At 64.1% G+C, this 25,729-nt stretch carries 26 protein-coding genes; 20 read left to right on the top strand and 6 right to left on the bottom strand.

Features of this window, described 5'->3' with window-relative positions; genetic code table 11:
* The first annotated feature begins 33 nt into the window (after nucleotides 1–33).
* From lepB to dprA, 6 genes are all read left to right on the top strand, one after another.
* Entirely contained in the window at nucleotides 34–762 is a 729-nt protein-coding gene (lepB, locus tag ACSU04_RS00945) for a signal peptidase I (protein ID WP_439278015.1), read from the top strand.
* Nucleotides 759–1,418 carry a ribonuclease HII gene (locus tag ACSU04_RS00950; protein ID WP_439278016.1) on the top strand — a complete coding sequence of 220 codons (660 nt, stop codon included), beginning with the start codon at nucleotides 759–761 and terminating at the stop codon, nucleotides 1,416–1,418. The genes lepB and ACSU04_RS00950 overlap by 4 nt, the downstream gene beginning before the upstream one ends.
* 37 nt (nucleotides 1,419–1,455) lie before the next feature.
* On the top strand, nucleotides 1,456–1,782 hold the full coding sequence (locus tag ACSU04_RS00955) for a DUF2469 family protein (RefSeq protein ID WP_439278017.1): 327 nt from the start codon (nucleotides 1,456–1,458) through the stop codon (nucleotides 1,780–1,782).
* A 120-nt stretch (nucleotides 1,783–1,902) separates the two neighbouring features.
* The gene (locus ACSU04_RS00960; RefSeq protein WP_439278018.1) at nucleotides 1,903–2,265 is read left to right on the top strand and encodes a YraN family protein; all 363 of its coding nucleotides are present in this window, start codon (nucleotides 1,903–1,905) and stop codon (nucleotides 2,263–2,265) included.
* Nucleotides 2,262–3,791: a YifB family Mg chelatase-like AAA ATPase gene (locus tag ACSU04_RS00965; RefSeq protein ID WP_439288146.1), complete on the top strand. Its 1,530-nt coding sequence runs from the start codon at nucleotides 2,262–2,264 to the stop codon at nucleotides 3,789–3,791. The genes ACSU04_RS00960 and ACSU04_RS00965 overlap by 4 nt, the downstream gene beginning before the upstream one ends.
* Nucleotides 3,788–4,951, top strand: coding sequence for a DNA-processing protein DprA (gene dprA / locus ACSU04_RS00970; RefSeq protein WP_439288147.1), 1,164 nt, complete (start codon nucleotides 3,788–3,790; stop codon nucleotides 4,949–4,951). The genes ACSU04_RS00965 and dprA overlap by 4 nt, the downstream gene beginning before the upstream one ends.
* On the opposite strand, the gene ACSU04_RS00975 is transcribed toward dprA, so the two are convergent.
* Both ACSU04_RS00975 and ACSU04_RS00980 read right to left on the bottom strand, forming a co-directional pair.
* Entirely contained in the window at nucleotides 4,952–5,608 is a 657-nt protein-coding gene (locus tag ACSU04_RS00975; protein WP_439278021.1) for a response regulator transcription factor, read from the bottom strand.
* Between the two features lie 3 nt (nucleotides 5,609–5,611).
* A complete protein-coding gene (locus ACSU04_RS00980) occupies nucleotides 5,612–7,141 on the bottom strand; it encodes a HAMP domain-containing sensor histidine kinase (protein WP_439288148.1) in 1,530 nt (509 codons plus the stop codon).
* Nucleotides 7,142–7,231: 90 nt separating this feature from the next.
* On the opposite strand from ACSU04_RS00980, the gene ACSU04_RS00985 reads away from it, so the two are divergent.
* From ACSU04_RS00985 to ACSU04_RS00995, 3 genes are all read left to right on the top strand, one after another.
* Nucleotides 7,232–8,386 carry a phosphotransferase gene (locus ACSU04_RS00985; RefSeq protein ID WP_439288149.1) on the top strand — a complete coding sequence of 385 codons (1,155 nt, stop codon included), beginning with the start codon at nucleotides 7,232–7,234 and terminating at the stop codon, nucleotides 8,384–8,386.
* A 68-nt stretch (nucleotides 8,387–8,454) separates the two neighbouring features.
* Complete coding sequence (locus tag ACSU04_RS00990; protein ID WP_439288150.1) at nucleotides 8,455–8,949, top strand: hypothetical protein; 495 nt, start codon at nucleotides 8,455–8,457, stop codon at nucleotides 8,947–8,949.
* 114 nt (nucleotides 8,950–9,063) lie between these two features.
* On the top strand, nucleotides 9,064–9,966 hold the full coding sequence (locus tag ACSU04_RS00995; protein WP_439278025.1) for a tyrosine-type recombinase/integrase: 903 nt from the start codon (nucleotides 9,064–9,066) through the stop codon (nucleotides 9,964–9,966).
* Here ACSU04_RS00995 and ACSU04_RS01000 read toward each other — a convergent pair.
* Nucleotides 9,929–10,483, bottom strand: a complete 555-nt coding sequence (locus ACSU04_RS01000; RefSeq protein ID WP_439288151.1) for a M23 family metallopeptidase — start codon at nucleotides 10,481–10,483, stop codon at nucleotides 9,929–9,931. The two genes, ACSU04_RS00995 and ACSU04_RS01000, sit on opposite strands and share 38 nt — an antisense overlap.
* Before the next feature lie 299 nt (nucleotides 10,484–10,782).
* On the opposite strand from ACSU04_RS01000, the gene rpsB reads away from it, so the two are divergent.
* The 9 genes from rpsB to ACSU04_RS01045 all read left to right on the top strand — a co-directional run bounded on the left by rpsB (nucleotide 10,783) and on the right by ACSU04_RS01045 (nucleotide 17,477).
* Nucleotides 10,783–11,721, top strand: a complete 939-nt coding sequence (gene rpsB / locus ACSU04_RS01005) for a 30S ribosomal protein S2 (protein WP_439278027.1) — start codon at nucleotides 10,783–10,785, stop codon at nucleotides 11,719–11,721.
* A gap of 39 nt (nucleotides 11,722–11,760) precedes the next feature.
* Nucleotides 11,761–12,588, top strand: coding sequence for a translation elongation factor Ts (gene tsf / locus ACSU04_RS01010; RefSeq protein ID WP_439278028.1), 828 nt, complete (start codon nucleotides 11,761–11,763; stop codon nucleotides 12,586–12,588).
* Nucleotides 12,589–12,682: 94 nt separating this feature from the next.
* The gene (pyrH, locus tag ACSU04_RS01015; protein WP_439288152.1) at nucleotides 12,683–13,399 is read left to right on the top strand and encodes a UMP kinase; all 717 of its coding nucleotides are present in this window, start codon (nucleotides 12,683–12,685) and stop codon (nucleotides 13,397–13,399) included.
* 68 nt (nucleotides 13,400–13,467) lie between these two features.
* Nucleotides 13,468–14,022, top strand: a complete 555-nt coding sequence (frr, locus tag ACSU04_RS01020; protein WP_439278030.1) for a ribosome recycling factor — start codon at nucleotides 13,468–13,470, stop codon at nucleotides 14,020–14,022.
* A 5-nt stretch (nucleotides 14,023–14,027) separates the two neighbouring features.
* On the top strand, nucleotides 14,028–15,146 hold the full coding sequence (locus ACSU04_RS01025) for a phosphatidate cytidylyltransferase (RefSeq protein WP_439288153.1): 1,119 nt from the start codon (nucleotides 14,028–14,030) through the stop codon (nucleotides 15,144–15,146).
* Complete coding sequence (locus ACSU04_RS01030; RefSeq protein ID WP_439288154.1) at nucleotides 15,146–15,736, top strand: DivIVA domain-containing protein; 591 nt, start codon at nucleotides 15,146–15,148, stop codon at nucleotides 15,734–15,736. Before ACSU04_RS01025 ends, ACSU04_RS01030 begins: the two co-directional genes overlap by 1 nt.
* Before the next feature lie 47 nt (nucleotides 15,737–15,783).
* Nucleotides 15,784–16,467: a transglycosylase SLT domain-containing protein gene (locus tag ACSU04_RS01035; protein WP_439288155.1), complete on the top strand. Its 684-nt coding sequence runs from the start codon at nucleotides 15,784–15,786 to the stop codon at nucleotides 16,465–16,467.
* Nucleotides 16,468–16,476: 9 nt separating this feature from the next.
* Nucleotides 16,477–16,764, top strand: a complete 288-nt coding sequence (locus tag ACSU04_RS01040; RefSeq protein WP_439278034.1) for a hypothetical protein — start codon at nucleotides 16,477–16,479, stop codon at nucleotides 16,762–16,764.
* Nucleotides 16,765–16,766: 2 nt separating this feature from the next.
* Nucleotides 16,767–17,477: an alpha/beta hydrolase gene (locus ACSU04_RS01045; protein ID WP_439278662.1), complete on the top strand. Its 711-nt coding sequence runs from the start codon at nucleotides 16,767–16,769 to the stop codon at nucleotides 17,475–17,477.
* Nucleotides 17,478–17,490: 13 nt separating this feature from the next.
* Here ACSU04_RS01045 and ACSU04_RS01050 read toward each other — a convergent pair whose 3' ends face one another.
* The gene (locus ACSU04_RS01050) at nucleotides 17,491–18,543 is read right to left on the bottom strand and encodes an AI-2E family transporter (RefSeq protein ID WP_439278035.1); all 1,053 of its coding nucleotides are present in this window, start codon (nucleotides 18,541–18,543) and stop codon (nucleotides 17,491–17,493) included.
* 176 nt (nucleotides 18,544–18,719) lie between these two features.
* On the opposite strand from ACSU04_RS01050, the gene ACSU04_RS01055 reads away from it, so the two are divergent.
* Together ACSU04_RS01055 and ACSU04_RS01060 are read left to right on the top strand one after the other, a co-directional pair.
* A complete protein-coding gene (locus ACSU04_RS01055; protein WP_439278036.1) occupies nucleotides 18,720–20,609 on the top strand; it encodes a glycosyl transferase in 1,890 nt (629 codons plus the stop codon).
* Complete coding sequence (locus ACSU04_RS01060; RefSeq protein WP_439288156.1) at nucleotides 20,606–21,550, top strand: tetratricopeptide repeat protein; 945 nt, start codon at nucleotides 20,606–20,608, stop codon at nucleotides 21,548–21,550. The genes ACSU04_RS01055 and ACSU04_RS01060 overlap by 4 nt, the downstream gene beginning before the upstream one ends.
* Before the next feature lie 4 nt (nucleotides 21,551–21,554).
* On the opposite strand, the gene glgB is transcribed toward ACSU04_RS01060, so the two are convergent.
* A complete protein-coding gene (glgB, locus tag ACSU04_RS01065; protein WP_439288157.1) occupies nucleotides 21,555–23,741 on the bottom strand; it encodes a 1,4-alpha-glucan branching protein GlgB in 2,187 nt (728 codons plus the stop codon).
* Nucleotides 23,738–25,696, bottom strand: a complete 1,959-nt coding sequence (locus ACSU04_RS01070) for a maltotransferase domain-containing protein (RefSeq protein ID WP_439289397.1) — start codon at nucleotides 25,694–25,696, stop codon at nucleotides 23,738–23,740. The genes glgB and ACSU04_RS01070 overlap by 4 nt, the downstream gene beginning before the upstream one ends.
* Nucleotides 25,697–25,729: the final 33 nt, after the last annotated feature.

A 25,729-nucleotide genomic window follows, 5' to 3' on the forward strand; every position in this document is an offset into this window, starting at 1 on the left:
TGCGCGGTGCGAAGAACCCCGTGAAGGAATGCGATGACGACTGATTCCGCCCGCGATGTCCCTCAGAAGAGGCGTCGCGGTTTCTGGATCTTTTTGCGAGACGTGCTGGTGATCATCGTGATCGCTGCGCTCGTGTCGTTCTTGGTGAAGAGCTTCATCGTGCGGTCTTTTTACATTCCGTCAGCCTCGATGGAGCGCACGCTCATCGTGGACGATCGCATTCTGGTGGATGAGCTCACTCCACGCTGGACCGGCTACGAACGTGGCGACGTCGTCGTGTTCGAAGATCCGGGCGGGTGGCTACCGGTGCAGGTACACAAGCCCGCGGGCCCCCCGCTGTTGGAGGCGTTCGATTCGCTGCTCACAACGATCGGTCTGTCCACATCCGATAGTGAGGATCATCTCGTCAAGCGCATCATCGGCACCGCCGGTGATCATGTCGTGTGCTGCAACGCGCTCGGACAGATTGAGATCAACGGTGCGCCGATCGATGAACTTTCGTACCTGAACCTGCCAGAGGGCGATACCGCGGCATCCAACGAACCCTTCGATGTCACCGTCCCGGCGGATGCACTCTGGGTACTCGGAGACAACCGTGACCGTTCGCAGGACGCACGTGCCCATCAAGGCCTTCCGAGCGGTGGTTTTGTGCCACTCGAGAATCTCGTCGGCAAAGCTTTCCTGACCACCTGGCCGCTCTCGCGCATCGGCACGATCGACGGCCATCACGACATCTTCAACGGCGTTCCGGATCCAGAATGACGGTTGTCGCGCCCACACTCTCACTGGAGCGCAAGCTTCTGACTGAGTACGACCTGATCATCTCGCTGGATGAGGTCGGACGTGGTGCGCTGGCAGGGCCGGTGGCGGTCGGTGCCGCGGTGATGGATGCCGCGGGGTCTCGGCGCCGCGTGCCGGAGGGATTGCGTGACTCGAAACTCGTCACAGAGAAGCGCAGACCCGACGTCGCAGTCCGGGCCGCAGCATGGGTGCAGGCATCTGGCGTCGGCTGGGCAACTGCTGCCGAGGTCGATGAGGGCGGAATCATGCGCGCGCTGGGGCTCGCGGCATCCCGCGCAATCGATGCGGTCCTGGCGCAGGGGGCGACCCTCGAGCGGACGCTTGTGATCCTGGACGGCAATCACGATTACGTGTCACGCGTGCATCCTGTCCCGCTTGAGGTGCGTTCGGTCATCAAGGGCGACCGGGACTGCGCCTCGGTGGCCGCGGCATCCGTCATCGCCAAGGTTGCCCGCGACACGTACATGGCGGAACTTCACCTGCAGCATCCGACCTATCGGTGGGATCGCAACAAGGGATACGCGAGTGTGGAACACCGGGCGGCGATCCGAGAGCAGGGATTGTCTGGTTTTCACCGTGCATCATGGGCAATCACCGACGCCCCAGCGCTGTTCTGAGCTCCGATTCATTTTGAACTCGTAGGATGGAGTCATCATGGATGAAGAGGCCTTCGACGATTACGACCGCGAACTTGAGCTTGCGCTGTTCCGCGAGTATCGCGATGTCGTGCGGCAGTTCAAATACGTTGTGGAGACCGAGCGTCGGTTCTATCTCGCCAACGAGGTGAATGTCGTCCGTCGTGACACTGAGCATGACTTCTACTTCGAGATTTCGATGAGTGATGTCTGGGTCTGGGACATCTATCGTGCGGACCGTTTCGTCAAGACGGTGCGAGTGCTGACGTTCAAGGATGTCAACGTCGAGGAACTGCAGGCTCGCGAGTTCGAGCTTCCGGAGGAGCTGTCTCTCGACGGTAAGTGACGAGTTGTCCACGAGGCAACGGGCTCACTAGTTATCAACAATTAGGGAATTGAGCTGTCCTCTGCACCGGTCGTGTGATTCTCGGGCGCGCGTGTTGCGCGATTCGAGCAGGCTGTCTGCATGGCTGCGAAAGACGACCTTGGACGTGCAGGTGAAGACCGCGCCGCACAGCATCTGACAGAGCGCGGATATCAGATTCTTGACCGCAACTGGCGGTGTGCGCAGGGCGAGATTGACATCATCGCCGAACGCGAAGGCGTGCTCTGCGTCGTCGAGGTCAAGACGCGGCGCAGTCTCGACTTCGGTCATCCCTTTGAGGCGGTCGACGACCGCAAGCGGGAACGACTCTGGCGGCTCGCGTATGCGTGGTGCAGAGATCATCACGAGCTGGCCAGAAATCGGATGCTCCGCGTTGACGTGATCGGCGTCATCGGTGCTGATCCGGCCGAGGGCACGCTCGAGCACCTGGTGGATCTGCGATGAGGACCGCGCGTACCTGGGCTGTTGCACTGACTGGCGTGGACGGACACCTGGTCGAGATCGAAGCGGACGTATCGAATCAGACACCGGGATTCAAGATCGTTGGACTGCCGGACAAAGCACTGGGTGAGGCGGCACAGCGTGTGCATAACGCCGTCACGAACGCAGACCTTGAACTGACACGCAGGCGGCTCACCGTTAATCTGTCGCCGGCGAGTCTGCCCAAGCACGGCAGCGGGTTCGATCTTGGTATCGCGATTTCGGCGGTGGCAACCGGAGGAGTGCTCGACCCTGCGTCGATCGCGCGGACCGTGCACATCGGCGAACTCGGACTTGATGGTCGGGTGCGGCCGGTTCCCGGGGTGCTCCCGGCCGTGTTCGCGGCGGCGCGAGCGGGGTTCGAACACGTCATCGTTCCGCATGCGAACGAGGCCGAGGCGCGGCTGGTACCGGGGATGCATGTGCGGGCTGCCACCACGCTGGCCGAAGTGGCGATGTGGCATGGCGCGGATATTGCCGTCGCTGACGTCGAACCGGTCGCCGGCGCGGCACGGCAGGTATCGGAGGCAGAACAGCTGGATCTTGCCGACGTGGTGGGCCAGGAAGAGGCGGTGGACGCGCTGATCGTCGCGGCCGCGGGTGGACATCACATTCTGATGAGCGGTCCACCCGGAGCAGGAAAGACGATGCTGGCACGGCGGCTGCCCGGCATTCTTCCGCCGTTGACAGAGGAAGCAGCGCTCGAAGTTGCGTCAATTCGCTCGCTGTCTGGCGCTGCGGTTAACGTGCTGGACGATCTACCGCCGTTGGAGGCGCCGCATCACAGCGCATCGATGGCGGCACTCGTGGGCGGTGGTTCGCGGGCTGCGCGACCTGGTGCGATCGTTCGGGCACACCGAGGCGTTTTGCTTCTCGATGAAGCAGCCGAGTTCTCGCGTGCCGCGCTGGACGCTCTGCGTCAGCCGCTGGAATCGGGGAGTATCGAGATCGATCGCGCCGGATTCCATGTGCGCTTTCCCGCCCGCTTCCAGCTTGCGTTGGCGATGAACCCCTGCCCCTGCGGCAATTACGGGGTGCGAGGAGCAGAGTGCATCTGCCCGCCGATGGCAATTCGTCGCTACTCCGCTCGATTATCGGGACCCCTGCGTGATCGGATCGATATCGACCTCCAAGTGGCGAGGGTCGCGGCATCTCGGGCGACGTCGGCGGAACGCTCGTCAGTGACGACGATGACAGCTCGGGGGAGAGTGCTGGCCGCCAGAGAACGCGCGGCTGAGCGGTGGGCGGATACGCCGTGGAGCGTGAACGCCGACGTTGCCGGCGCGTGGCTACGGCAGGGCGATCATCGGCTGCCACTCGAAGTGCGCGGGCCGCTTGACCGCGCGCTTGAACGAGGCCAGCTCACCCTGCGGGGTTATGACCGGGTGCTTCGTCTGGCGTGGACCATGGCTGATCTCACAGGGGTGGACGTACCGGGGCGTGACGAGTTGGGGCGGGCGCTATTTCTGAAGAGAGGACTGATCGCATGATGGATGTGTTGCTCGGCGATGTCGAGACACGGAAGGCAGCTGAATCTGCTCGACCACAGGATGACCCTGGCGAGACCCTGGCGCGTGTCGCCTGGGGAGTCGTCGCGGAACCAGGCGATGGTGTGGCAGGGGCGATGATCGCCCAGTTCGGGGCGGTGGAGGCACTGCGCTACGGTCTGTCCGATTCCGGATTCGAGCTGTCCGAGCGTGCAGTGGATGAGGCTCGGCGACGGTGGCGACCACGGGCGCAACCGCGTGCTGTGTCAGACGCGCTGCGCGGTGCGAGCGAGGTCGGGGCAAGGCTGCTCCTGCCTGGCGATGACGAGTGGCCCAGCGGCCTTGACGATCTCGGTGATCATGCACCGTCGCTGCTGTGGGTGCGGGGAGACGTGGCGCAGCTGACGCGGCGGGAGCGCGTGTCGATGGTGGGCGCACGGGCAGCGACCGCATATGGAGACTCGATCGCATCTGAGCTCGCGGGCGATCTCGCCGCCAGCGGCACGCTGATCGTTTCTGGCGGCGCCTACGGAATCGACGGAGCCGCGCACCGAGCGGCTCTCGGTGCCGGTGGCGGAACTGTCGCGTTCCTTGCGGGCGGCGTCGATCGTGCATACCCTGCCGGACATCAGCAGCTGTTCGAGCGAATCCAGACGTCGGGGGCCATGGTGAGCGAGTTGCCATGCGGCACCGCACCGACCAAATGGCGATTCCTCGCTCGCAACCGCCTGATCGCAGCCCTGGGGATGGCGACGGTCGTCGTCGAGGCCGGCTGGCGCAGCGGTTCGCTGAACACCGCGGGCCATGCCGCCGCGCTCGGACGCCCATTGGGTGCCGTACCGGGCCCAGTGACCTCCGCCGCGTCGGCCGGATGCCACCGGCTGCTGCGAGAGTACGACGCGCGCTGCGTCACCAGCACGGCCGAGGTGCGGGAGTTGCTGGGCATCGAGATCGGCGCAAGTGCCGACAGTGGCGAGGTCCGGACAGATCCTGATCAACTGCGACTGCTCGACGCCATGAGCGCGCGCACGGCGCGATCGTCCACGGAACTCGCGCGAATCTCTGGCCTGTCCGAAGAGCGAGTCCGTTCGATGCTGGGCATGCTGTCGCTGGACGCACAGGTGCAACAGCAGGCGTCGGGATGGCGACTCGGGGCGGGCTGATCAGGTCAGCCGGTATCCCGCGCCGCGCACCGTCTCGATACGATCGGCGCCGATTTTCTGGCGCAGATAGCCGACGTAGACATCGGCCACGTTCGACCCAGGGTCGAAGTCGTAGCCCCACACTCTGCTGAGCAACTGCTCACGGCTGAGCACCTGCCCTGCGTTGCGCACGAGCTCTTCCGCCAGCGCGAACTCGCGCGCGGACAGTTCCACCGCGTGATCGCCGACGCGTGCTCGCCGTGTGCGGATATCAAGGTGCAGATCACCGTGGACAAGATCGGCGGTGGCGACCGCTTCATCGCGGCGCATCCGCAGACGGATCCGCGCGAGTAACTCGTCGAAGCGGAAGGGCTTGCCAAGATAGTCGTCGGCACCACCCTCGAGACCCGCGATTGTGTCGTGCAACTCGACGCGTGCCGTGAGCATGATCACCGGAAGTTTCGACCCTGATCCGCGCAAGCGCTCCAGCACCTCGAACCCATCGAAACCGGGCATGTTCACATCGAGGACCAAAAGGTCGAACTCGCCAGTCTGAGCCAGGTCCAATGCCTCAGGGCCGGTCGCGGCGACGCACGTCGCGAATCCGGCCGCTCGCAGGCCCTTTTCGATGAAGCCGGAGATTCGCGGTTCGTCGTCTGCAATGAGAATGGATGCCACGGTTTATCCTCCTACATCCGTCGGTGTCTCGCCTGGCAGCGCGGGCGCCGGAAGCGGCGGGCGGGGTGGGATGACAGGATCTTCGCTGACAGGTGTCGCCGCGATCTGCGGCACGCTGAGGACGAACAATGCGCCGCCTCCTGGCGCATCGCGCACCTCTGCCGAGCCGCCGTGGGCGCGCGCGATGACCTGCACGATGTGCAGGCCGAGCCCGCTGCCGGTGTGGCCCAGCGTGTCGGCGCCACGCCGGAATCGCTCGAACACCTGTTGCTTCGCGTTATCGGGGACACCGGGGCCGAAATCACGGACCCAGAACTCGATCCGTTCGCCATCACTTCGGCTGCCGATCTCCACGCGACCACCGCCGTGCGTCACCGCATTCTGAGACAGCTGCAGCATCGCCTGCGTCATCCTGGCCGGATCGAGCGTCGCGACGCTAACGGCGACGGGGCCGATCGAGACATCCGCTCCGACGATGCCCTGAGCCTTGCGCACGATCTGTCGCACGAGATCGGCGGTGTCCACCCGGCCCAGCTGCACCGGGCTGGGGCCGTGCAGCGCTGCCGCGGAAGCAAGATCCTGCACGAGCTGTCCCATACGCTCCAGTTCGTCTACAGCGAGCTCCTGCGTCTCGCGGGCATCGTCGGGGTCGGCGGGATCCATGACCTCGAGATACCCGCGCACGATGGTGATCGGGGTCTTCAACTCATGTCCCACATCGCTCAGCAGCTGACGCTGCGAGTCCAGGGCGTCGTCTATGCGGTCGAGCATGTCGTTCATCGTCTCGGACAACTCAGCGACGTCGTCGTTTCCCATGACGGGAAGACGCTCATCGAGTGACTGCGCGGAGATGCGCGCGGCGGTCTCTCGCATCCGGCGCAACGGGCGCAACAGCCTGGTTGCCACGATGGTTCCGGTCGCCGCGATCACGATCAACGTGATGCCGGATGCAAGCAGAAACATCTTCGCCGAGTCAGTGGTCTCGGCGAGCTCCGCATTTAGGTCGTACACCAGCACGAACACGACTTCAGTGGGTGCCGGTGAGTCCTGCACCATGATGGGCGCCGCCAGATAGCGCCAGCGGTCATCGCTGTCCGCGTAGGTCGCGATGAAGGGGCGGCTCTCATCGAGCAGCCGATCGACATGCTGCGCAAACATTGCCTGATACTGCAGATCGAGATCCAGCTGGACGCCAGGAACAATGGTGATGACGCCGTCGACCATGCCCATGGCGCCGGTGTTGTCATCCGGGCTCATGCGCTGCACTACGGCGGCTAGCGCATCGGACGACGAAGCCCACGCGCCATCGCCCTCATCGCCCTCAGCGACGAGGAACCGCGCTGACTCCAAGTTGTCCTGCAGGCGTGCATCCACCTGCTCGAGGATCCGCTGCCTCTCGACGATGTATACCGAGAACCCCACGGCGAGAAGGCCGATTGCAGCGACGGCGGTGATCGCGGCGACGATGCGAGTACGCACCGATATTGCCAGCTTCCTGCGGCGGCGCCCTGGCATCGGTTCCGACTCGGTCACAGATCAAGTATCCCGTGTGCGGCACGGGCGCGATCCATACATAAGAGATATCTCATCCCACGGGTGCGTTCGACGTGTTGGAATCGATAGATGCCCATAACGCCCAATCTTTACGAAGTGCGCGTCCTGGCTGAGGCGCTCGGCGTGTCCGCCGAAAGCGTGACGGTGCACTCGCGTGAGCCGCTGGGCACGGGGTCGGTGACCGGGCTGCAGGTGGATGCGGAAGAATCGCTGCACTACTTCGTCGACACCTCGGGGCTGTCTGTCGCTGCCGAGACGGGTCTCGCCGATGCTGTGGAGTCTCCGTCCACCCGGATCTGGCTGCACCCCGCCGACCCGCATCTGCCGGCGCTCGCGCCCGTCGCATTCGACGACGCCGCGCGCACACTTCTCGATCGATTGGGCATCACGGCGATCGGCAAACCGGAGTTCATCGGCTACCGGCCCGGTCGTCGCGCCGTGCTGCGGGTGCCGATCATCGACGGAGCGGTTTGGATCAAGGTGGTTCGCCCGTCGAGAGTCCAGCGGATCGTACGCGCGCACGAGGCGGCAGCGAGTGCGGGAATTCGCGTCCCCGAGATCCACGGTTGGTCCGACGAGGGACTCCTGGTGATGGCGAGTGCGTCAGGCACTCCAGCCGCAGACGTGGACTGGGATCCTGGTGCCCTGCTCGATCAGGTGGATGCACTGCGTGAGCAGTTTGCGGCCGTGGATTGGGATGCCCCCGCTCGGAGCGCGGCACATCGACTGGACTGGTATGCGGGCCGTGGTGACGCTGCGGTGGCTCGGCTGGTTCCGCGCACCCGTGCAATTCTCGCTCGCGCGGCAGAAGTCGGCGAACGACCACGGGTCGTCGTGCACGGCGACCTGCATTTCGGTCAGCTCTTCCTCGAAGACGGAATCAGTGCAGTGATCGACATTGACACGCTCGGGCTTGCAGATCCTGCCGAGGATGCTGCCGCCTTCCTTTCGCACACGATCGCCAGCGCGCGACTCACCGAGGCGCACAATCGCGGACGAGTGTGGGCACTTGCAGACCTGGCGGCAGCGCGCTGGGCGGGGGATCAGCTGACGCTGGGGTTGACTCTCGTGCACCTGATCGGACACGCGATGGCAGCCGGCGATCGCGGTGACGCGCGCGCCTCTGCAGAGATCGAGGCCGCAGCCGAGGCGCTACTGGACGCACGCGCGCCATCGACGAGTGAGTCTAAGAGCCCTCTCACGGACGTTTTCGATTCGCCTTAGCTCTGGCGAGCAGACTGGAATCATCCCCTCCGGAGCCGATGGCGCCGGAAACAGATCGAGGAGTTGTAATGAGTAATAAGAAGTGGATCGTCTTCGGCGTCACCGGACTCGCCGGCCTGAGCATGGTCGCAGGCGGCGCGGCCGCAGCAGCCAACGCGATGGAGCTGCGCACCACCGACGGCACAGTGCAGCCGGGCGGTGCGATCACCGACCGCAGCAGCGTGCTCGACAGCAAGATCGTGCAGCTTCGACAGACGAACTCTTCGGTCACCGTCGTCAGCGCTCCTTCCGTTGCGACCGTGTCCTCGGTCAGCGTTGCCTCCGTCGCGAGCGTCGCTTCGGTGGCGAGCGTGGCGAGCATTGCCAGTGTCGCCAGCGCGGTTTCCGCGCCCGCTCCAGCCCCGGCCCCGGCCCCCGCCCCGCAGGAGTCCGCTCCGAGCCCTGTCTCCGTACCGAGTCCTCCCTCCGCGCCCACCCAGGTCTCCGCCCCCAGCGCGGTCTCAGTACCGAGTCCCGCCTCGGCGCCGAGCGCAGCGTCAGTCGCCTCCGCGGCATCCGACTGATCCCCCTACCCGCCGACGCCCCGAGACCAAATCCCCTCCCCGGCCCTCGGGGCGTCGGCGTATCCGCGGCGAGGCACTGTCGTCGCCCGGACCGGGCACGGCATGCTGGAGGACATGGAGCTGAATGCCGCGACACACGCATTCTCGACGCACCTCACCCAGGTGCGCCGGCTGTCTCCCGCGACGGTTCGCGCCTACCGTTCTGACCTCCGCGACCTTGCGGATGCCGTTGGTGGAGCGAGTCTGGGCGAGGTCGACCTGGAAAGCCTGCGTGACTGGCTATGGCGCGCGACACAGCGAGGCGATGCCAGATCGACGCTCGCGCGTAGAGCTGCCGCGGCGCGTTCGTTCTTCGCGTGGGCGAAGGATGAAGAGCTGATCAGCATCGACCCGAGCCTGCGGCTGATCGCCCCCAAGCGCGGACGCACGTTACCGGCAGTCGCGTCCAAAGAGGGGATGCGCTCGTTGCTGGACTCACGACGCGACGCTGCGGCCGATGGCGATGCCATGCCGCTCAGGGACCATGCGATTCTCGAACTTCTCTATGGCTCTGGTGTGCGCGTCTCAGAGCTCTGCGGTATCGATGTCGACGACCTCGATCTGGACCGGGCAACAGTGCGCGTACTCGGAAAAGGATCCAAGGAACGCGTGGTGCCGTTTGGTATTCCGGCCCGCGACGCGGTGCAGGCGTATCTCACCCGCGGACGTCCGGTGCTGATTGCGCGCGCATCGAAGGCCACGCCGGCGGTGCTACTCGGTGCGCGAGGTGGCCGCCTCGGACCGCGAGCCGTATACACGCTCGTCGCCGACGCGCTCGGACCGATCATCGGTGCTGACACCGTCGGCCCCCACGCACTGCGTCATTCTGCCGCCACCCACCTGCTTGATGGGGGCGCAGACCTGCGCGCGGTGCAGGAGATCCTCGGTCACGCGAGCCTGGGAACCACTCAGATCTACACGCATGTTTCGTCCGAACGCCTCACAGCGACCTACCGACTGGCACACCCGCGCGCATGAGCGCGTTCGCTGCACAGCACGGCAGCAGAATGGCCCGCGGAACATCACCGAACATCAGCATCGGATTGATGTAGACGCCGTCCAATCGCACGCCCAGATGCAGCTGGTCTGCGGGGGAGTGCCCGCCACTTGCGACGGTGCCGATCTCATCGCCGGTGGATATTACCGCGCCTGGCACGAGCGTCGAATCCATCGGTTCGAAGGTCGTCACGAGCCCGTTGCCATGATCGATTGTGAGTAGCGGTCGATCGACTACGGTGCCTCGAAAAGCCACAGTTCCTGCGGCGGGCGCATAAACGACGGTACCGGTCGGCGCCGACAAATCGATGCCTCGATGGCCCGGCCCATAATCATGAGCGGGGGCGCGGAAGGGCGTGACCACTTGACGGACGCCATCCACCGGCCACTGCCATGGGCTCTCGGGCGAAGGGGACCGTGCGGCGGCGGGAAGCATGACGAGCAGCGCGGCCATCAGCAGGACCGTGCCGCACCATTTGCTCACCTTCGATACTCGCATTCGAATATCGTCGCTGTTCCTGTCTGTGCGTGTGAGTCGAGGACACCCTTTCCGTGGAGAACACGCGCAGATGCGGTAGCGGTGCAGAACCTGTGGACGGGTGTCGATCCTGTACACTGGAGGTCGCACCTCGATCTCGGGGTGACTACGCGTGCCCAGAGCGACTTCGGTCGTGGCATCCACTCCCATAGGTCCTGTTCGCAAGAACGGGTGGGCGTGTGCCGGGCACCAGGAGTGCCGATCACCCGATCGGCGAAATAACCTCAACGGCGCGACAGCGCCAGAACCAGGAGACGACCATGGCTGTGGTCACCATCCGCCAGCTGCTCGACAGCGGCGTGCACTTCGGACACCAGACTCGTCGGTGGAACCCGAAGGTCAAGCGCTTCATCCTCACCGAGCGCAGCGGCATCCACATCATCGACCTTCAGCAGTCGCTGGGTTACATCGACAGCGCGTACGACTTCGTCAAGGAGACGGTCGCCCACGGTGGCACCATCCTCTTCGTCGGCACCAAGAAGCAGGCGCAGGAAGTTCTTGCAGAGCAGGCGACTCGTGTCGGCCAGCCCTTCGTGAACCAGCGCTGGCTCGGTGGCCTCCTCACCAACTTCCAGACGATCTCCAAGCGTCTTGCGCGCATGAAGGAGCTCGAGGAACTCGACTACGAGACTCCTGCGAACAGCGGCTTCACGAAGAAGGAGCTCCTGCTCAAGAAGCGCGAGCTCGACAAGCTGCACAAGTCGCTCGGCGGTATCCGCAACCTGACCAAGACGCCTTCGGCTCTCTGGGTCATCGACGCGAAGCGCGAGCACCTCGCCATCGACGAGGCCAAGAAGCTTGGTATCCCCGTGATCGGCATCCTCGACACGAACGCCGACCCGGATGACTTCCAGTACCCGATCCCCGGTAACGATGACGCGATCCGCTCCGTCTCGCTGCTGACTCGCATCATCGCTGACGCCGCGGCCGAGGGCCTGCAGCAGAAGCACAACCCCGAGTCGGGCGACGTCGAGCCGCTGGCTGACTGGGAGCAGGAACTTCTCGTGGCTCCGGCCGAGGGCGCTGAGGCTCCCGTTGAGGCTGCTGCCGTTGAGGCAACCGAGGTCGTCGAGGCTCCGGCCGAGGCAACTGAGGCCGTCGAGGCTCCCGCCGAGGCAACCGAGGTCGTCGAGGCTCCCGCCGAGGCAACTGAGGTCGTCGAAGCAGCGGAAGCTGTCGACGCCACCGACGCCAAGTAATTCCTTACACACACCTTACGAAGCAAGGAGCCACCACACATGGCCAACTTCACCATCGCTGACATCAAGGCACTGCGTGAGCAGCTCGGCACCGGAATGGTCGACACCAAGAAGGCTCTCGAAGAGGCCGACGGCGACCGCGAAAAGGCAGTTGAGCTGCTTCGCCTGAAGGGTGCAAAGGGCAACGCAAAGCGCGCTGACCGTTCCACCAGCGAGGGCCTCATCGCCGCTCGCGAACAGGCAGGCAGCGTGACGCTGATCGAGCTCGCATGCGAGACCGATTTCGTCGCGAAGAACGAGCGTTTCATCGCGCTGGCAGACAAGGTCGCAGATGCCGTTTCCGCCACAAAGGCGAACACGGTCGACGAAGGCCTCGCAGCTACAGCAGGCAGCCAGAACGTCGGTGAGCTGATCTCGGACGAGGCAGCCATCATCGGCGAGAAGGTCGAACTGCGTCAGGTTCGCACCATTTCGGGTGATGCAGTCGAGGTCTACCTGCACCGCACGAGCAAGGATCTGCCCCCGCAGATCGGTGTTGTCGTCGCCTACTCGGGTGATGACGCCGAGACTGCTCGTAGCATCGCGCAGCACATCTCGTTTGCGAACCCGTCCTACCTCGCCCGCGCGGATGTTCCCGTCGACGCAGTCGAGAAGGAGCGAGAGATCGTCACTGAGATCTCGCGCAACGAGGGCAAGCCTGAGGCTGCTCTTCCGAAGATCGTCGAAGGCCGCGTTTCTGCGTTCATCAAGCAGGTTGCCCTGCTCGAGCAGGACTACGCCAAGGACAACAAGCTCTCTGTCGCCCAGGTCGCGAAGGACGCCGGTATTACCGTGACGGACTTCGCGCGCTTCAAGGTCGGCGCGTAGCAGTTGTACAGGGGTTCGGATCCACAAGGGTCCGAACCCCTTCTTTATGCCCAAAAGGCAGTATCTTGAATCGGGACGAGAGGACATCACACCCATGACTGAACGCACCGGACGCCGCCGCGTCCTTCTCAAGCTTTCCGGTGAAGCCTTCGGAGGCGGACAGGTCGGAGTGAACCCGGATGTCGTGAGCCAAATCGCCCGCGAGATCGCGGCCGCGGTCGACAGGGTCGAGATCGCCATCGTCGTTGGTGGGGGTAACTTCTTCCGCGGCGCGGAGTTGAGCCAGCGAGGCATGGACCGTGGTCGTGCCGACTACATGGGCATGCTCGGCACTGTCATGAACGCGCTCGCCCTGCAGGACTTTCTCGAGCAGGCAGGAGCACCGACACGCGTGCAATCCGCCATCTCGATGACGCAGGTAGCCGAGCCATACATTCCCCTGCGCGCGGAGCGCCACATGGAGAAGGGTCGCGTTGTCGTCTTCGGCGCCGGTGCAGGCCTGCCATATTTTTCGACAGACACCGTCGCCGCACAGCGCGCACTCGAGATCGGCGCGCACGAGGTGCTGGTTGCGAAGAACGGCGTCGACGCGATCTACACGGCCGACCCCAAAACGGATTCCTCGGCGACACGCATCGAGAAGGTCACGTATCGGGACGCTCTCCAGCGCGGACTCAAGGTCGTCGACTCCACCGCGTTCAGCCTCTGCATGGACAACAACATGGATATGCGCGTCTTTGGGATGGAACCGGCCGGCAACGTAACCCGCGCTCTGCTCGGTGAGCAGATCGGTACCCTCGTCACCTCCTGAGCGCGGTGCCACGTGCACGGCGCGCACCTGGATAGAATTGCAAGCACAAACCGACGATAGGAGTCACCGTGATCGCGGATGTCCTCGCTGAAACCACCTCCCGCATGACTCGTGCGGTCGAAGCTGCCAAGGAGGACTTCGCCACCGTTCGCACCGGACGCGCGAACCCGCAGCTTTTCCAGAAGGTGATGGTCGATTACTACGGCTCGCCTACGCCACTGGCTCAGCTTGCCTCGCTGGCGAGTCCGGAGGCGCGTTCGATCATCGTCACGCCCTACGACAAGACTGCGCTCAAAGCCATTGAGCAGGCTATTCGTGACATGCCCAACCTCGGCGCTAATCCGACGAACGACGGCAACATCGTCCGCGTGACGATGCCGGAGCTGACCGAAGAGCGCCGTAAAGAGTATGTGAAGCTCGTCCGCACCAAGGGTGAGGATGCGAAGGTGCATCTGCGCGGCATCCGACGCAAGTCAAAGGACGAGCTGGACGCGCTCAAGAGCGACGTCGGCGAAGATGAGATCGCCCGCGGTGAGAAGGAACTCGACGCGCTGACTCGTCAGCATGTCGATCTGATCGACGACGCTCTCAAGCGCAAAGAGACCGAGCTTCTCGAGGTCTAACCGGGATGAGCAATGCAACTGGAGACGCCGATGAGGAACGCCCGCTGATGCGACGCGATTCTTCTGATGCGGCGACCCCGGAAGCAGGCGTTCCTGTTGCCAAGAGTCTTCCCGTCGCAGACGAGCGCGTGATTCCGCCGCGCCCGCCGCTGCCGGGTCAGAACGACCTCACCACTGATGCTGCAGCAGCGGTGCGCGAGCAGCTTCGCCAGGCCAGAGGCGAGTTCGAGACGCACGTCAGTCAGGCGCGCGAGCACCTCGATCAAGCAAACGAGCGGATCAAGGCCCGCACCGGGCGGGACCTCATCCTCGCGATCCTCGTCGGGCTGGGTTTCGCCGCGGTCATGCTCGGCTCGCTGATGTTCATCAAGGAGCTGTTCGTTCCGATCGCCCTGGCGATCGCGGTGCTCGGCATCTTCGAACTCGCACGCGCGCTGCGTACGGCAGGTCGCCGTATCGATATCATTCCGCAGGTCATCGCGGGTGTCGTTCTGGTGCTCTCCGGTTACTTCGCACCCGCGTGGCTCAGCTGGGTCACGCTGCTGTTCTCCGTCGCGTTCGTGATCGTCTGGCGGCTGGTCGCTCAGATGATCGCGAAAGACGGTCGCACCTACGGTGACGTGTTGACGGATGCCGTGGTCGGCGGCTTCGTACAGGTGTACGTGCCATTCCTGGCCAGCGTGGCGGTCATGCTGCTCGTGCAAGAGGGCGGGCAGTGGTGGGTGCTCAGCTTCATCGGTATCGCTGTCGCCGCCGACACGGGTGCCTACGCGGCCGGCGTCGCGTTCGGAAAGCATCCGATGGCGCCAAGAATCAGCCCAAAGAAGACCTGGGAAGGCTTTGCCGGCGCGGTCGTGGCGGCGGTGGCCGCCGGTGTGCTTCTTGCTATCTTCCTTCTGGAGCTGCCCTGGTGGGGTGGCGTGATTTTCGGCGTCGCAATTCTGCTCTCGGCCACGCTCGGCGATCTCGGCGAATCGATGATCAAACGCGATATCGGCATCAAGGACATGAGTTCCTGGTTGCCGGGGCACGGTGGCCTGCTGGATCGGCTGGACAGCATCCTGCCCTCCACGATCCCCGCCCTGAGCCTCTATTTCCTCCTTTCCCCCTGGGCGGTTCTCTGATGACTTCGGATACGGTGAACGATGTGACTGAGATCGAACACGACGAGGCGCAGCCTGCGTTCCGCGTGACCAGTGGACGCGAACGCGGCTACCATCGCGCCGCGGTGGATACCTTCCTTGCTGCTGCACGCGACAGTTTCGAGCGTGGTCTCGATGAGCTGACAGCCACCGATGTTCGGGTGGCGTCCTTCCCCCTCGTCAAAGCCGGATATGTCGTCAGCGACGTGGATGCGGCGCTGGGCCGCATCGAGGATGCCTTCGCAGCTAGGCAACGTCAACGCGTCGTGCATGAAGTCGGCGTTGACGCATGGGTCGTTCAGGCACGTTCCGGGGCGCAGACCATTCTTGATCACCTCGCTCGCAGTCGCCGACGCAAGTTCGCTCGCACTGGCATCCTCTCCTTCGGGTATCGCGTTGACGAGGTCGACCATGTCGCCCAGAGAATCGTGCGCTATCTGCGCGATGGTGACGCGCTTTCGGTTGAGCAGCTGCGGTCAGCGGCCTTTCGGATGCAGCGACGCGGCTACCGCGAAGAGCAGGTCGACGCACTTCTGGATGCGACGATCGACGTGATTCTCGCTGTTCGCTGAGCGTTCGCATGGTGGACTCAGGCGCGCCTGGATACACTGGAGCTATTGTGACTTCCGGTAATGAGATAGATCTCGTCAGCGCGCACAGCGCGACGGTGGCCCACGCGGCCCCGAGATTGCCCATTCCCGCGCGACGCCGCTGGAGCCAGCGTCGAGGCGTGGTCGGAGTTCTGGCGGCATTCGCGGTCATCGGATTCACCGCCGTGACTGTCACTCCGACGGGTATGGCCTTGGCCGACCCGCCGGCGGCTGACGTCGAAACATCGTTCTCTCTCGCGGCGCAGGACGCCCAGAACCTCACGGTCTCCGTAGAAGCTGCGGCATTCGCACCGATCGATCGCGGGGCATTCGAGGTCTACGTGACTCCGACGCCCACGCCTGAGCCGGTGCCAGAGCCCGCCTCATCTGGCGGCGGCGGTGGCGGTGGCGGTGGACCGCTTTACTACACGGGCGGTGGCGCTCCCGCAGAGTGGATGGCCGCTGCAGGTATCGCCTCCGGCGATTGGGGCTACGTCGATTACGTCGTGTCCAGGGAAAGCGGCTGGAACCCGAACGCGACGAACAGCTCCTCCGGCGCGTGCGGCTTGGTGCAGGCACTGCCGTGCAGCAAGGTGCCAGGCAACGGGTACAACCCCGTCGACAATCTTCGTTGGGCGAACGGCTACGCCACGGGTCGGTACGGCAGCTGGGCCGGCGCCTACAACTTCTGGATCAACAACCACTGGTGGTAATGCTTCGACATGCCACGTCCTCACCGACGGCGCCAGGAGCGCCCCAGCACTGACGACTCTTTTGAGCGTCTGCTTGCTGGTTGGAAGCGGAGTGAGATTCGCCAAGGCCGCGACTGGACGGTGCAGCCGATCTCGGCGCAGCAGGCGCAGAAGGAATACACCTGTCCTGGATGCGGCCGTGCGATCACGCCCGGTACCGCACACCTGGTGGTCTGGCGCGCAGACGGCGTGCTCGGTGACGCTGCCGATCTCGCGGCGCGCCGGCATTGGCACACGCACTGCTGGAGAATGGCATGAGCATGGAAATCCGCGGACCACTGGAGTTGCCTGCGACGCGCGAGGACATCGAACTGTCCACCGCGGACGGTCTCACACTTGTGGGGGAGTTGGCCACGCCAGAAAGCGCCGCGCCCGTTGCGACGCTGGTCACCCTGCATCCGCTGCCCACAGCCGGCGGATTCATGGATTCGCACATTATTCGCAAGGCGGCCGGACGCCTGCCTGCACTGGCGGATCTCGCCGTGCTTCGTTTCAACACGCGGGGCACAACATCGGCGCGCGGCACGAGTGAGGGACATTTCGACGGCGGCGCATCGGAGCAGTTCGATGTCGCTGCCGCAATGGAGTTCGTGCGCGAGCGGTCGCTGCCGCGGCCGTGGCTTGTGGGCTGGTCATTCGGTACCGAGTTGGCGCTGAAGTACGGACGTCACCACGAGGTCGAGGGCGTGATCCTGCTTTCGCCGCCACTGCACCGTGCGACCGCCGAGGATGTGGCTGCGTGGGCGGGGAATGAGCGCCGTCTGATCGCGCTCATTCCGGAGTTCGATGACTACCTGCGCCCCGCTGAAGCTCGCGAACGCTTCGCGTCAATCCCCGACATCACCTTGATCGATGTCGAAGGCGGCAAGCATCTGTGGGTGGGTGAGAGTCAGACTCGCCGAGTGCTCACCGAAATCGTCGCTGCGGTGCGCCCAGAGGCACTTCCGCTGTCGAATGAATGGCCGATTTGACGTCGACCGAGCCTCAGCGCTCGTTCATCCGTGGAATGAGTACCTGACGGTAGATGATCAGGATGCTCGCCGCCACCGGAATCGCGATGAGGGCGCCGAGCAACCCGAGCAGTGAACCGCCGGCGAGGGCCGCGACGACGACGACGGCACCCGGTACCGAGACCGCGCGGCTCATGATGCGCGGCGAGATCAGGTACGCCTCGATCTGCATGTAGATGAGGTAGTAGATCGCGGCCGCCAGAGCGGTGGCAGGCGAGCCGAGTCCGGGGATCAGGCAGGCCAGCACGATGATCGTCGAGCCGGTGAGCGTGCCGACCAGGGGGATGAGCGAGAAGAAGAACGCGATGACGGCCAGCACCGCAGCGAACGGCGCACCGATGATGTTCAGATAGATCGCGCTCAGCATCCCGTTGATGACGCCGAGCGTCACCTGGCCCATCACGTAGTAGCCGACCGAGTCTGTGATCTGTTCCGCGAGATCGATGAAACGAGGACGCTTGGATGCCGGTATCAGCTGGTACACGGATCGTTTGAGTGAGGGAGTCGAGGCCGTCAGATAGATGGTCAGGATCAGCACGATGAAGGCCCCGAACAATCCGGTGACGATGTTCACGCTCGCGGCGATCAAGCTACCGGTGATGTCACCCATGTTCTCGAGTAACCAGCTCTGCGACTCGTCCAGCACTCGATCGACATCAAGTGCGGGAAAGACACCCTCCAGCCATTCGCGAAGATCTTCCCAGATGTTATTGCTGCTCTGCACCAGCCGTGTGATTTGCCGGACCAGCTGTGACACCTGGTCGATGATGATGGGCAACACGATCAGAACGATCCCTGCGAAGATTCCCAGGACTCCGACGATCGTGATCAGCACGGCCAGCCAACGGGGGAGCTTTCGGCGTTCGAGGAACGAAATGACGGGATCAAGGCCCAGGCTGATGAACAGGGCGGTGCCGACGTAGAGCAGCACTGTCGACAACGACTCGACACTGCCGATGAGCAGTATGCCGAGCCCCACGCCAAGCGTTGCCACCAGCGCGGTGCGGAACGGGTTATGAACCTTCATGCTTCTCCTCGACAACAACTGATCTCAGGGTAGTAGCCATCGGGCGGTCAGCTTCTGCGACGTGCCGATCAGATACGTCCGGAACTCCTGGTAGTCAACACTCAGCCAGTTTCGATAGTCTGAAATGTCGAGCGGAGACACGGACGAGGCGTCCGGGTCACGTAAGGAGACTTTTCGTGCGTTTTGTTTGGGCCGTCGTGGCCTTCGTCCTGGCCACGCTTCTCATCGGAGCAGGCATCGCTCAGCGAACCATTTTCATGGGACCCTCGGCGCAGCAAGTAGAGATCAGCGTCGAGGAATCGGCTCCATATCTGCTTGTTGACGGTGCAGTGCTTCGCGAGCACGCCGGTCAGCAGACGCTGCTCATTCGCGGAGAAGGCGACATCTTTGCCGCCTACGGACGCACGGCCGATCTTGAAGCCTGGCTGTCGGATGCCACATACAACTCGGTCACACCTGGCGATGACGGGACGACAGTGACCACGCTGGTCGAGCCGATCGTCACTGAAGAGGTCCCGGCTGAGGAAGTTCCTGCAGAGGAAGTCCCGGCTGAGGAGACCGGCCGAAACCCGGCAGGCTCTGACCTCTGGCTCGATTCATTCAGCGAACCGGATCAGCTGATCACCGACATGCAGCTGCCCGAGGGCATGAGCGTGCTGATCGCGAAAGACGGCACTGCAGACGCTCCGGAGGACATTGTGGTCTCCTGGCCGCTGGACACCTCTACGCCATTGGTGGGGCCGCTCATCGCCGTAGGCGCTGCGGTGCTGCTGTTCGGCCTCGTCATGTATGTTCTGGCGATCGGTCATCAGCGTCGGGGCCGCGGTCCGCGCCGAAAGGGACCTGGACCGCTTCCGCCCACGGAGCCGATTGATCTCGCGATGGAGCCCGCACCCGTCCGTGCGCAGATCGAAGCCCCCGCGGATGACGCACCGGTGGCCGACGCAGAACCGACGCAGAAGAAGGACGAGTCCACGACCGAACGTCGGGCTTCCCCAATGCGCAGAAGATTGCTTGCCCTTCCTGCGCTCGGCGTCGCAGCGCTGCTGTTCGCCGGCTGCTCGAGCGACTCATGGCCGCAGTTCGGTGGGGCGACACCGTCGCCGTCGCCGTCTCCTACTGTGATCACGCCGGAGAATCAGAAGCCGCCGGCGGTCACCGAAGCGCAGGCATCCCGCATTCTGCAGAACATCGCGACGACGCTCAGCGAGGCGGACGCCGCGCTCGATATCGACCTTGCAGCCACGCGCCTGGATGGTGCTCCGTTGGACGCCCGACGCACGGACTACACGTTGCGCGCGGCCCTCACCGACCGTGTGCTGCCGTCCGCCATCCCGACCGACGCGATCGAAGTGCTGCTCCCGCAGGCGACCGACAACTGGCCGCGAACTGTCCTCGCTCTGACTAAGAGCAAGAGCGACGACACCGTGCCCCCCGTCATCCTCACGATGACGCAGAGCGACCCCTGGTCGGACTACAAGGTCACCAACATCGCTGAGATGCAGGCATCGGCCGAGGTGCCGCAGCTGGCTCCGGCGTGGTTGGGAACCAGTCTCATTACTGAAAGCGCAGCGGCCTTCCTCGCGCTATCTCCGGATGAGCTCTCCGCGGCATTCGCTGATGTGGTCGATGAGGGCGAGGCAAGCGAGTATTACTCCCTCTTCGACCCGGTGGCGATCACGCTCGCAGACTCGATCAAGGCCAGTCGCGATGCCGTCGTCCAGTCGCTGGTCGACAATGGTGCCGCCGAGACTTCGAGTACTGCATTCGATATCGCCCCCAGCGCAGCATCGCCGGTTGCACTGGCCACGCTCGACAGTGGAGCGATCGTCGCGGTATCTCTCGTCGACAGCGAAACCATCTCGCCCACCTCCGACGACGCGGTGATCAGATTCGGTGACAACCCAGAGGCCAAGACTCTCACCGGCGCCGAGGAAGCGTCAAAGGGCGTCGTGACCACCTACGGCCTGCAGTTGTTCTTCTCCGTTCCCAGCCAGGGCTCGACGGCGCAGGTTCACCTTCTTGCCGTGCATCAAGACATTCTCAATGTGGAAGTGATCAAGTGAGCGATATCTCTGCTTCGGCCCTTCGTGGTGCCGTAGACCTCTCGACCCTGCGCAATCGCCCAGTGGCTCCTCAGAATCCTGCCACGGCGTCTACCGAGGCAGGAGCAGTGGCCACGGGCGGATTCATCGTGGACGTCACCGACGCCACGTTCGGACAGATCCTGGAACTCTCGCGCACGGTACCGATCGTCGTGGATCTGTGGGCCGAGTGGTGCGGTCCGTGCAAGCAACTCAGCCCTGTGCTGGAGAAGGTCGTCACCGAACTCGGCGGCCGGGTTGTACTCGCGAAGGTCGACGTCGACGCAAACCCTCAGCTCGCACAGAGCTTCAAGGCACAGTCGATCCCGATGGTGGTCGCGCTGATCGCGGGACAACCGGTGCCCATGTTCACGGGTGCGGTTCCAGAGGAGCAGGTCCGCCAGGTCTTCGACCAGCTCCTGCAGATGGCTGCGCAGAACGGTGTGACCGGATCGGTCAGCGGCGAAGCGACCGAGCAGAACGAAGAAGCGGAGCCTCAGGAGGCTCCGTTACCGCCGTTGCATGCCGAAGCCTTTGCCGCCATCGAAACAGGTGATTTCGCCACGGCGATCACAGCCTATGAGAAGGCTTTGGCAGAGAACCCTCGTGATGAGGATGCTCGAGCGGGTCTTGGCCAGGTTCGATTGCTCGACCGTGTGCAGGGAGTGGATCTGCAGCAAGCGCGTGCCGCCGCCGCTGCCGCTCCGCACGACCTGGAGGCGCAATTCACCGTTGCCGACCTCGACATCTCCGGCGGGCACGTCGACGATGCTTTCGGCCGGCTGCTCGATCTCTTCGCAGAATTGCCCGCCGATGAGCGGGTCCCGGTGCGGCAACGCCTCGTCGAACTGTTCGGTCTCATCGGCGATGCGGATCCGCGCGTGGCCGCGGCGCGCAACCGGCTGTCATCGCTCTTGTTCTGAGCCCTCAGGCAGTCAGCCGCTCGGTGCGATGGCGCAGCCAGATCGTCGACAGCGCTGGCAGTGTGATCTTCGTCGTCGGTGTGCCGTGGTCTCCGGTGATGTGGGCAGCCACGCGGCCGTAATTGCCGATGCCGTGTCCGCCGTATTCGGTGGCATCCGTGTTGAGGATCTCGTCCCAGACACCTGCCACCGGCAGATCAAGTGCAAGACCTGTGCGTTCCACACCGGCGAAATTGCTGATCACGATCACGCGTCCGCCATGCGAGTCCCGTCGCTCGAACGCGATCACGTTCGGGTCCCAGGATGGGGCACCCAACCGGCGGAAACGAGTGCTGTCGCTGTCGCGTTCCCAGAGCGGCGCAGTGCTCCGGTAGACGGTGTTCATCGCGCCGACGAAGTGCTGAAGCTGCGCGTGCGCCGGCTGTTCGAGGAGCCACCAGTCCAAAGCCCTGCCCTCTGACCACTCGGACAGCTGACCGAACTCCTGCCCCATGAAGAGCAGTTTTTTACCGGGGTGCCCCCACATGTAGGCCAGGTATGCGCGGACATTCGCCAGTTTGTGCGCGTGGTCGCCCGGCATCTTCGACAGCAGGCTTCCCTTGCCGTGCACGACCTCGTCATGGCTGATCGGTAGCAGGTAGTTCTCGCCGAACGCGTATACGAACGAGAATGTCATCTCGCCCTCGTGATGTGCGCGGTACATCGGATCGCGCGCAATGTACTGCAGCGAGTCGTTCATCCAGCCCATATTCCACTTGAACCCGAAGCCCAAGCCGGCGCTGTCGGTACGGGCGGTGACGCCGGGGAAGCTGGTGGACTCCTCAGCGATCATGACGATGCCGGGGTGCGCGCGGTACGCGGTGGTGTTGACCTCCTGCAGGAACCGGATCGCCTCGAGGTTCTCCCGGCCGCCGTGGACGTTGGGCTCCCACTCGCCGTCATTGCGGGAGTAGTCCAGGTACAGCATCGATGCTACGGCGTCCACGCGTAGCCCGTCGATGTGGAACTGATCCAGCCAGTAGAGGGCATTCGCGACGAGAAAGTTTCGCACCTCGGGACGGCCGTAATCGAAGATCAGCGTGCCCCAGTCCTGGTGCTCGCCTCGTCGGGGATCCGGATGCTCGTACAGCGGACGTCCGTCGAACCGGGCGAGCGCGAATTCGTCCTTGGGGAAGTGCCCTGGTACCCAGTCCAGCAGTACGCCGATGCCAGCCTGATGTAGCCGATCGATGAGATATCTCAGATCGTCGGGGGCACCGAAGCGCGCGGTGGGCGCGTAGTAGCCGCTTACCTGATACCCCCAGGACCCGCCGAATGGATGCTCCTGGAGCGGCATGAACTCGACGTGAGTGAAGCCGGTTTCTATGACGTGCTCGATGAGAGGATCAGCGATCTCGCGGTACCCCAGCCCTTCGCGCCAGGAGCCGAGGTGCACCTCGTAGATCGACATCGGCTGGGCGACGGCATGAGTGGCCGCGCGCCTGGTCATCCACGCGCCGTCGCGCCACGAATATGCTGAGAACGGCACGATGGATGCTGTCTCCGGAGGTATCTGCGTGCGCCGAGCCATCGGATCTGCTTTGAGGATCCAGCGACCCTCCGGCGTGAGGATCTGATACTTGTACTGCGCACCGGGGGTGACGTCGGGGATGAACAACTCCCAGATCCCACTGCCACCCATCGATCGCATGCTGTGTCCCTCGCCATTCCAGGCGTTGAATTCACCGACCACTCGCACGGCCTGAGCATTCGGTGCCCAGACGGCGAAAGAGACGCCGATCTCACCGTCGATCGGGTGGGAGTTCGCGCCGAGGACCTCCCAGAGCCGCTCATGCCGTCCCTCCGCGATCAGGTGCAGGTCGAGCTCACCGGTGGTGGGGCGATGGCGGTAGGGGTCGCCTGCGACCTCTTCCCTGCCGTCGTATATCGTTGCGACGCGATAGGAGAGTGGGGCGCCGTCGTGCTGCCCCTCCCATATGCCGTGAGCGACATGTTTCAGAAGGAGTCGAGCACCATCCGTGAATACCGCAGTCACTTCGTCCGCCAATGGCCGTCGGACTCGAATCGTCGTGCGGGTTCGACCCGCGGAGTCTGTCGTTGGATGAGCGCCGAGCACATCATGCGGGGCATGGTGAGAACCCGTAGAGATCGCCGCCCATTCGGCGGTGGCGATACCGGTGGTGTCGATCATGATCGCTCCTTCACCCTGAGGATGTGCACCGGCTCGGCGAAAGAGTCGAGACGCACGAAGTTGTGGTCTGCCCAGGTCCACACTGCACCGGTGACGAGATCCTCGACGTCATACTGCACACCGGGTTCTATACCCCAGATGCGGGTGTCGAGGTGCACCGTGGTCTCTCGCACGGAGTGCGGGTCGACGTTGGCGACGACGATGATCGTGTCTGGCTTGCCGTCTTCGGTGAACGCGCCGTCGAGGTGCTTCGAATAGACGAGGATGCCGTCGTCGTCGCTCCAATGCACCGCGAGGTTGCGCAGTTGGAGAAGTGCCGGATGCTGACGGCGGATCTCGTTCAGGCGGCGTAAGTACGGAGCAAGCGAATCGCCGGCGACCTCGGCAGCGGCGAAGTCACGCAGCTTGTACTCGTATTTCTCGTTGTCGATGTTCTCCTCGGAGCCAGGACGCGCCACGTTCTCGTACAGCTCGTACCCGGCATATACGCCGTACGTCGGCGCCGCTGTCGCTGCGATGGCAGCGCGGATCCGGTATGCGGCCCTGCCCCCGAACTGCAGATACTCGGTGAGGATGTCTGGCGTGTTCACGAACAGGTTGGGACGCAGATAGTCGGCGGTCTCCTCGGCGAGTCCGGTGAGGAACTGCTCGAGCTCCCGCTTGGTGTTGCGCCAGGTGAAGTAGGTATAGCTCTGCTGGAACCCGACAGCGGCGAGGCCGCGCAGGGGAGCCGGACGCGTGAACGCCTCCGCGAGGAAGACCACATCCGGATGATCAGTGGTCACCCGGAGGATCAGCCATTCCCAGAACCACAGCGGTTTGGTGTGGGGATTGTCGACCCGGAAGATCTCCACGCCCTGAGCGATCCAGTGCTTCACAATCCGCAGCACTTCGTCGCGCAAGCCCATCGGATCACCGTCGAAGTTCAGCGGATAGATGTCCTGGTACTTCTTCGGCGGGTTCTCTGCATAGGCGATCGTGCCGTCGGGGAGGGTGGTGAACCACTCCGGGTGCGAGCGCACCCACGGGTGGTCGGGGGAGGCCTGCAAGGCCAGATCAAGGGCCACGTCGACACCGAGCTTTCGCGCCTCGCGCACGAAGTAGCGGAAATCGGCAAGAGTTCCGAGATCGGGATGTACGGTGTCATGACCACCCTCTGCCGCTCCGATCGCCCAGGGCGATCCGGGGTCGGTGGGTCCGGCATCCAGAGTGTTGTTCGGTCCCTTGCGGTGCGTTCGTCCGATCGGGTGGACCGGCGGCAGATAGAGCACCTGAAAGCCCATGTCGGCCACGGCGGGAAGCCGTTTCGCGGCGGTGCGGAATGTTCCGCTCTTGATCGTGCCGTCCTTCTGCCGCTTCGCACCCTCGGAGCGGGGGAAGAACTCGTACCAACCGCCGACCCCCGCGCGCGTGCGTTCGACCACGATGGTCTGATCAGTAGTTGCTGAGGACATCGAGAAGAGCGGGCGTACGGCGAAGAGACCAGCGAGGTCGGGGTCGGTGGCCACGGCCAGCGCGGTTTCGGCATCCGCTGTGCTGAGCGTCGACGAGGTCGACGCGAGGCGCTTGCGTTCTGCCGGGGTGCGCGTCTTGTCGGTCGCCGCGCGCGTGAACAGATCCCGACCGAGGGCCGCCATCACCTCGACGTCGACATCTACGGCGATCTTCACCGCAGCAGCGTGTGCCCAGGTCGCGTAGTCATCGGCGAATGCTTCGAAGCGATAGTGCCAGACGCCCTGTGCATGCAGCACGATCTCAGCCTGCCAGCGGTCAGAGCCGTCCTCCAACGCGCTCAGGCGATGCAGGCTCTCCTCGCCGTCGGGCGCAGTGAGTCGAACGTGTACGCCGATCAGATCATGTCCCTCGCGGAAAGCGACGACGCGGAACGGCACGACCTCCCCGGAGAACGCCTTCGCCGCAAACCCGCCTGGGGCACTAGGGCGGGGATCGGCCAGCGGGATGCGCCCGGTCAGCGTGCCTTCGCGCTC

This window comes from Microbacterium sp. A84, from assembly GCF_051842815.1.
Lineage (GTDB): Bacteria > Actinomycetota > Actinomycetes > Actinomycetales > Microbacteriaceae > Microbacterium.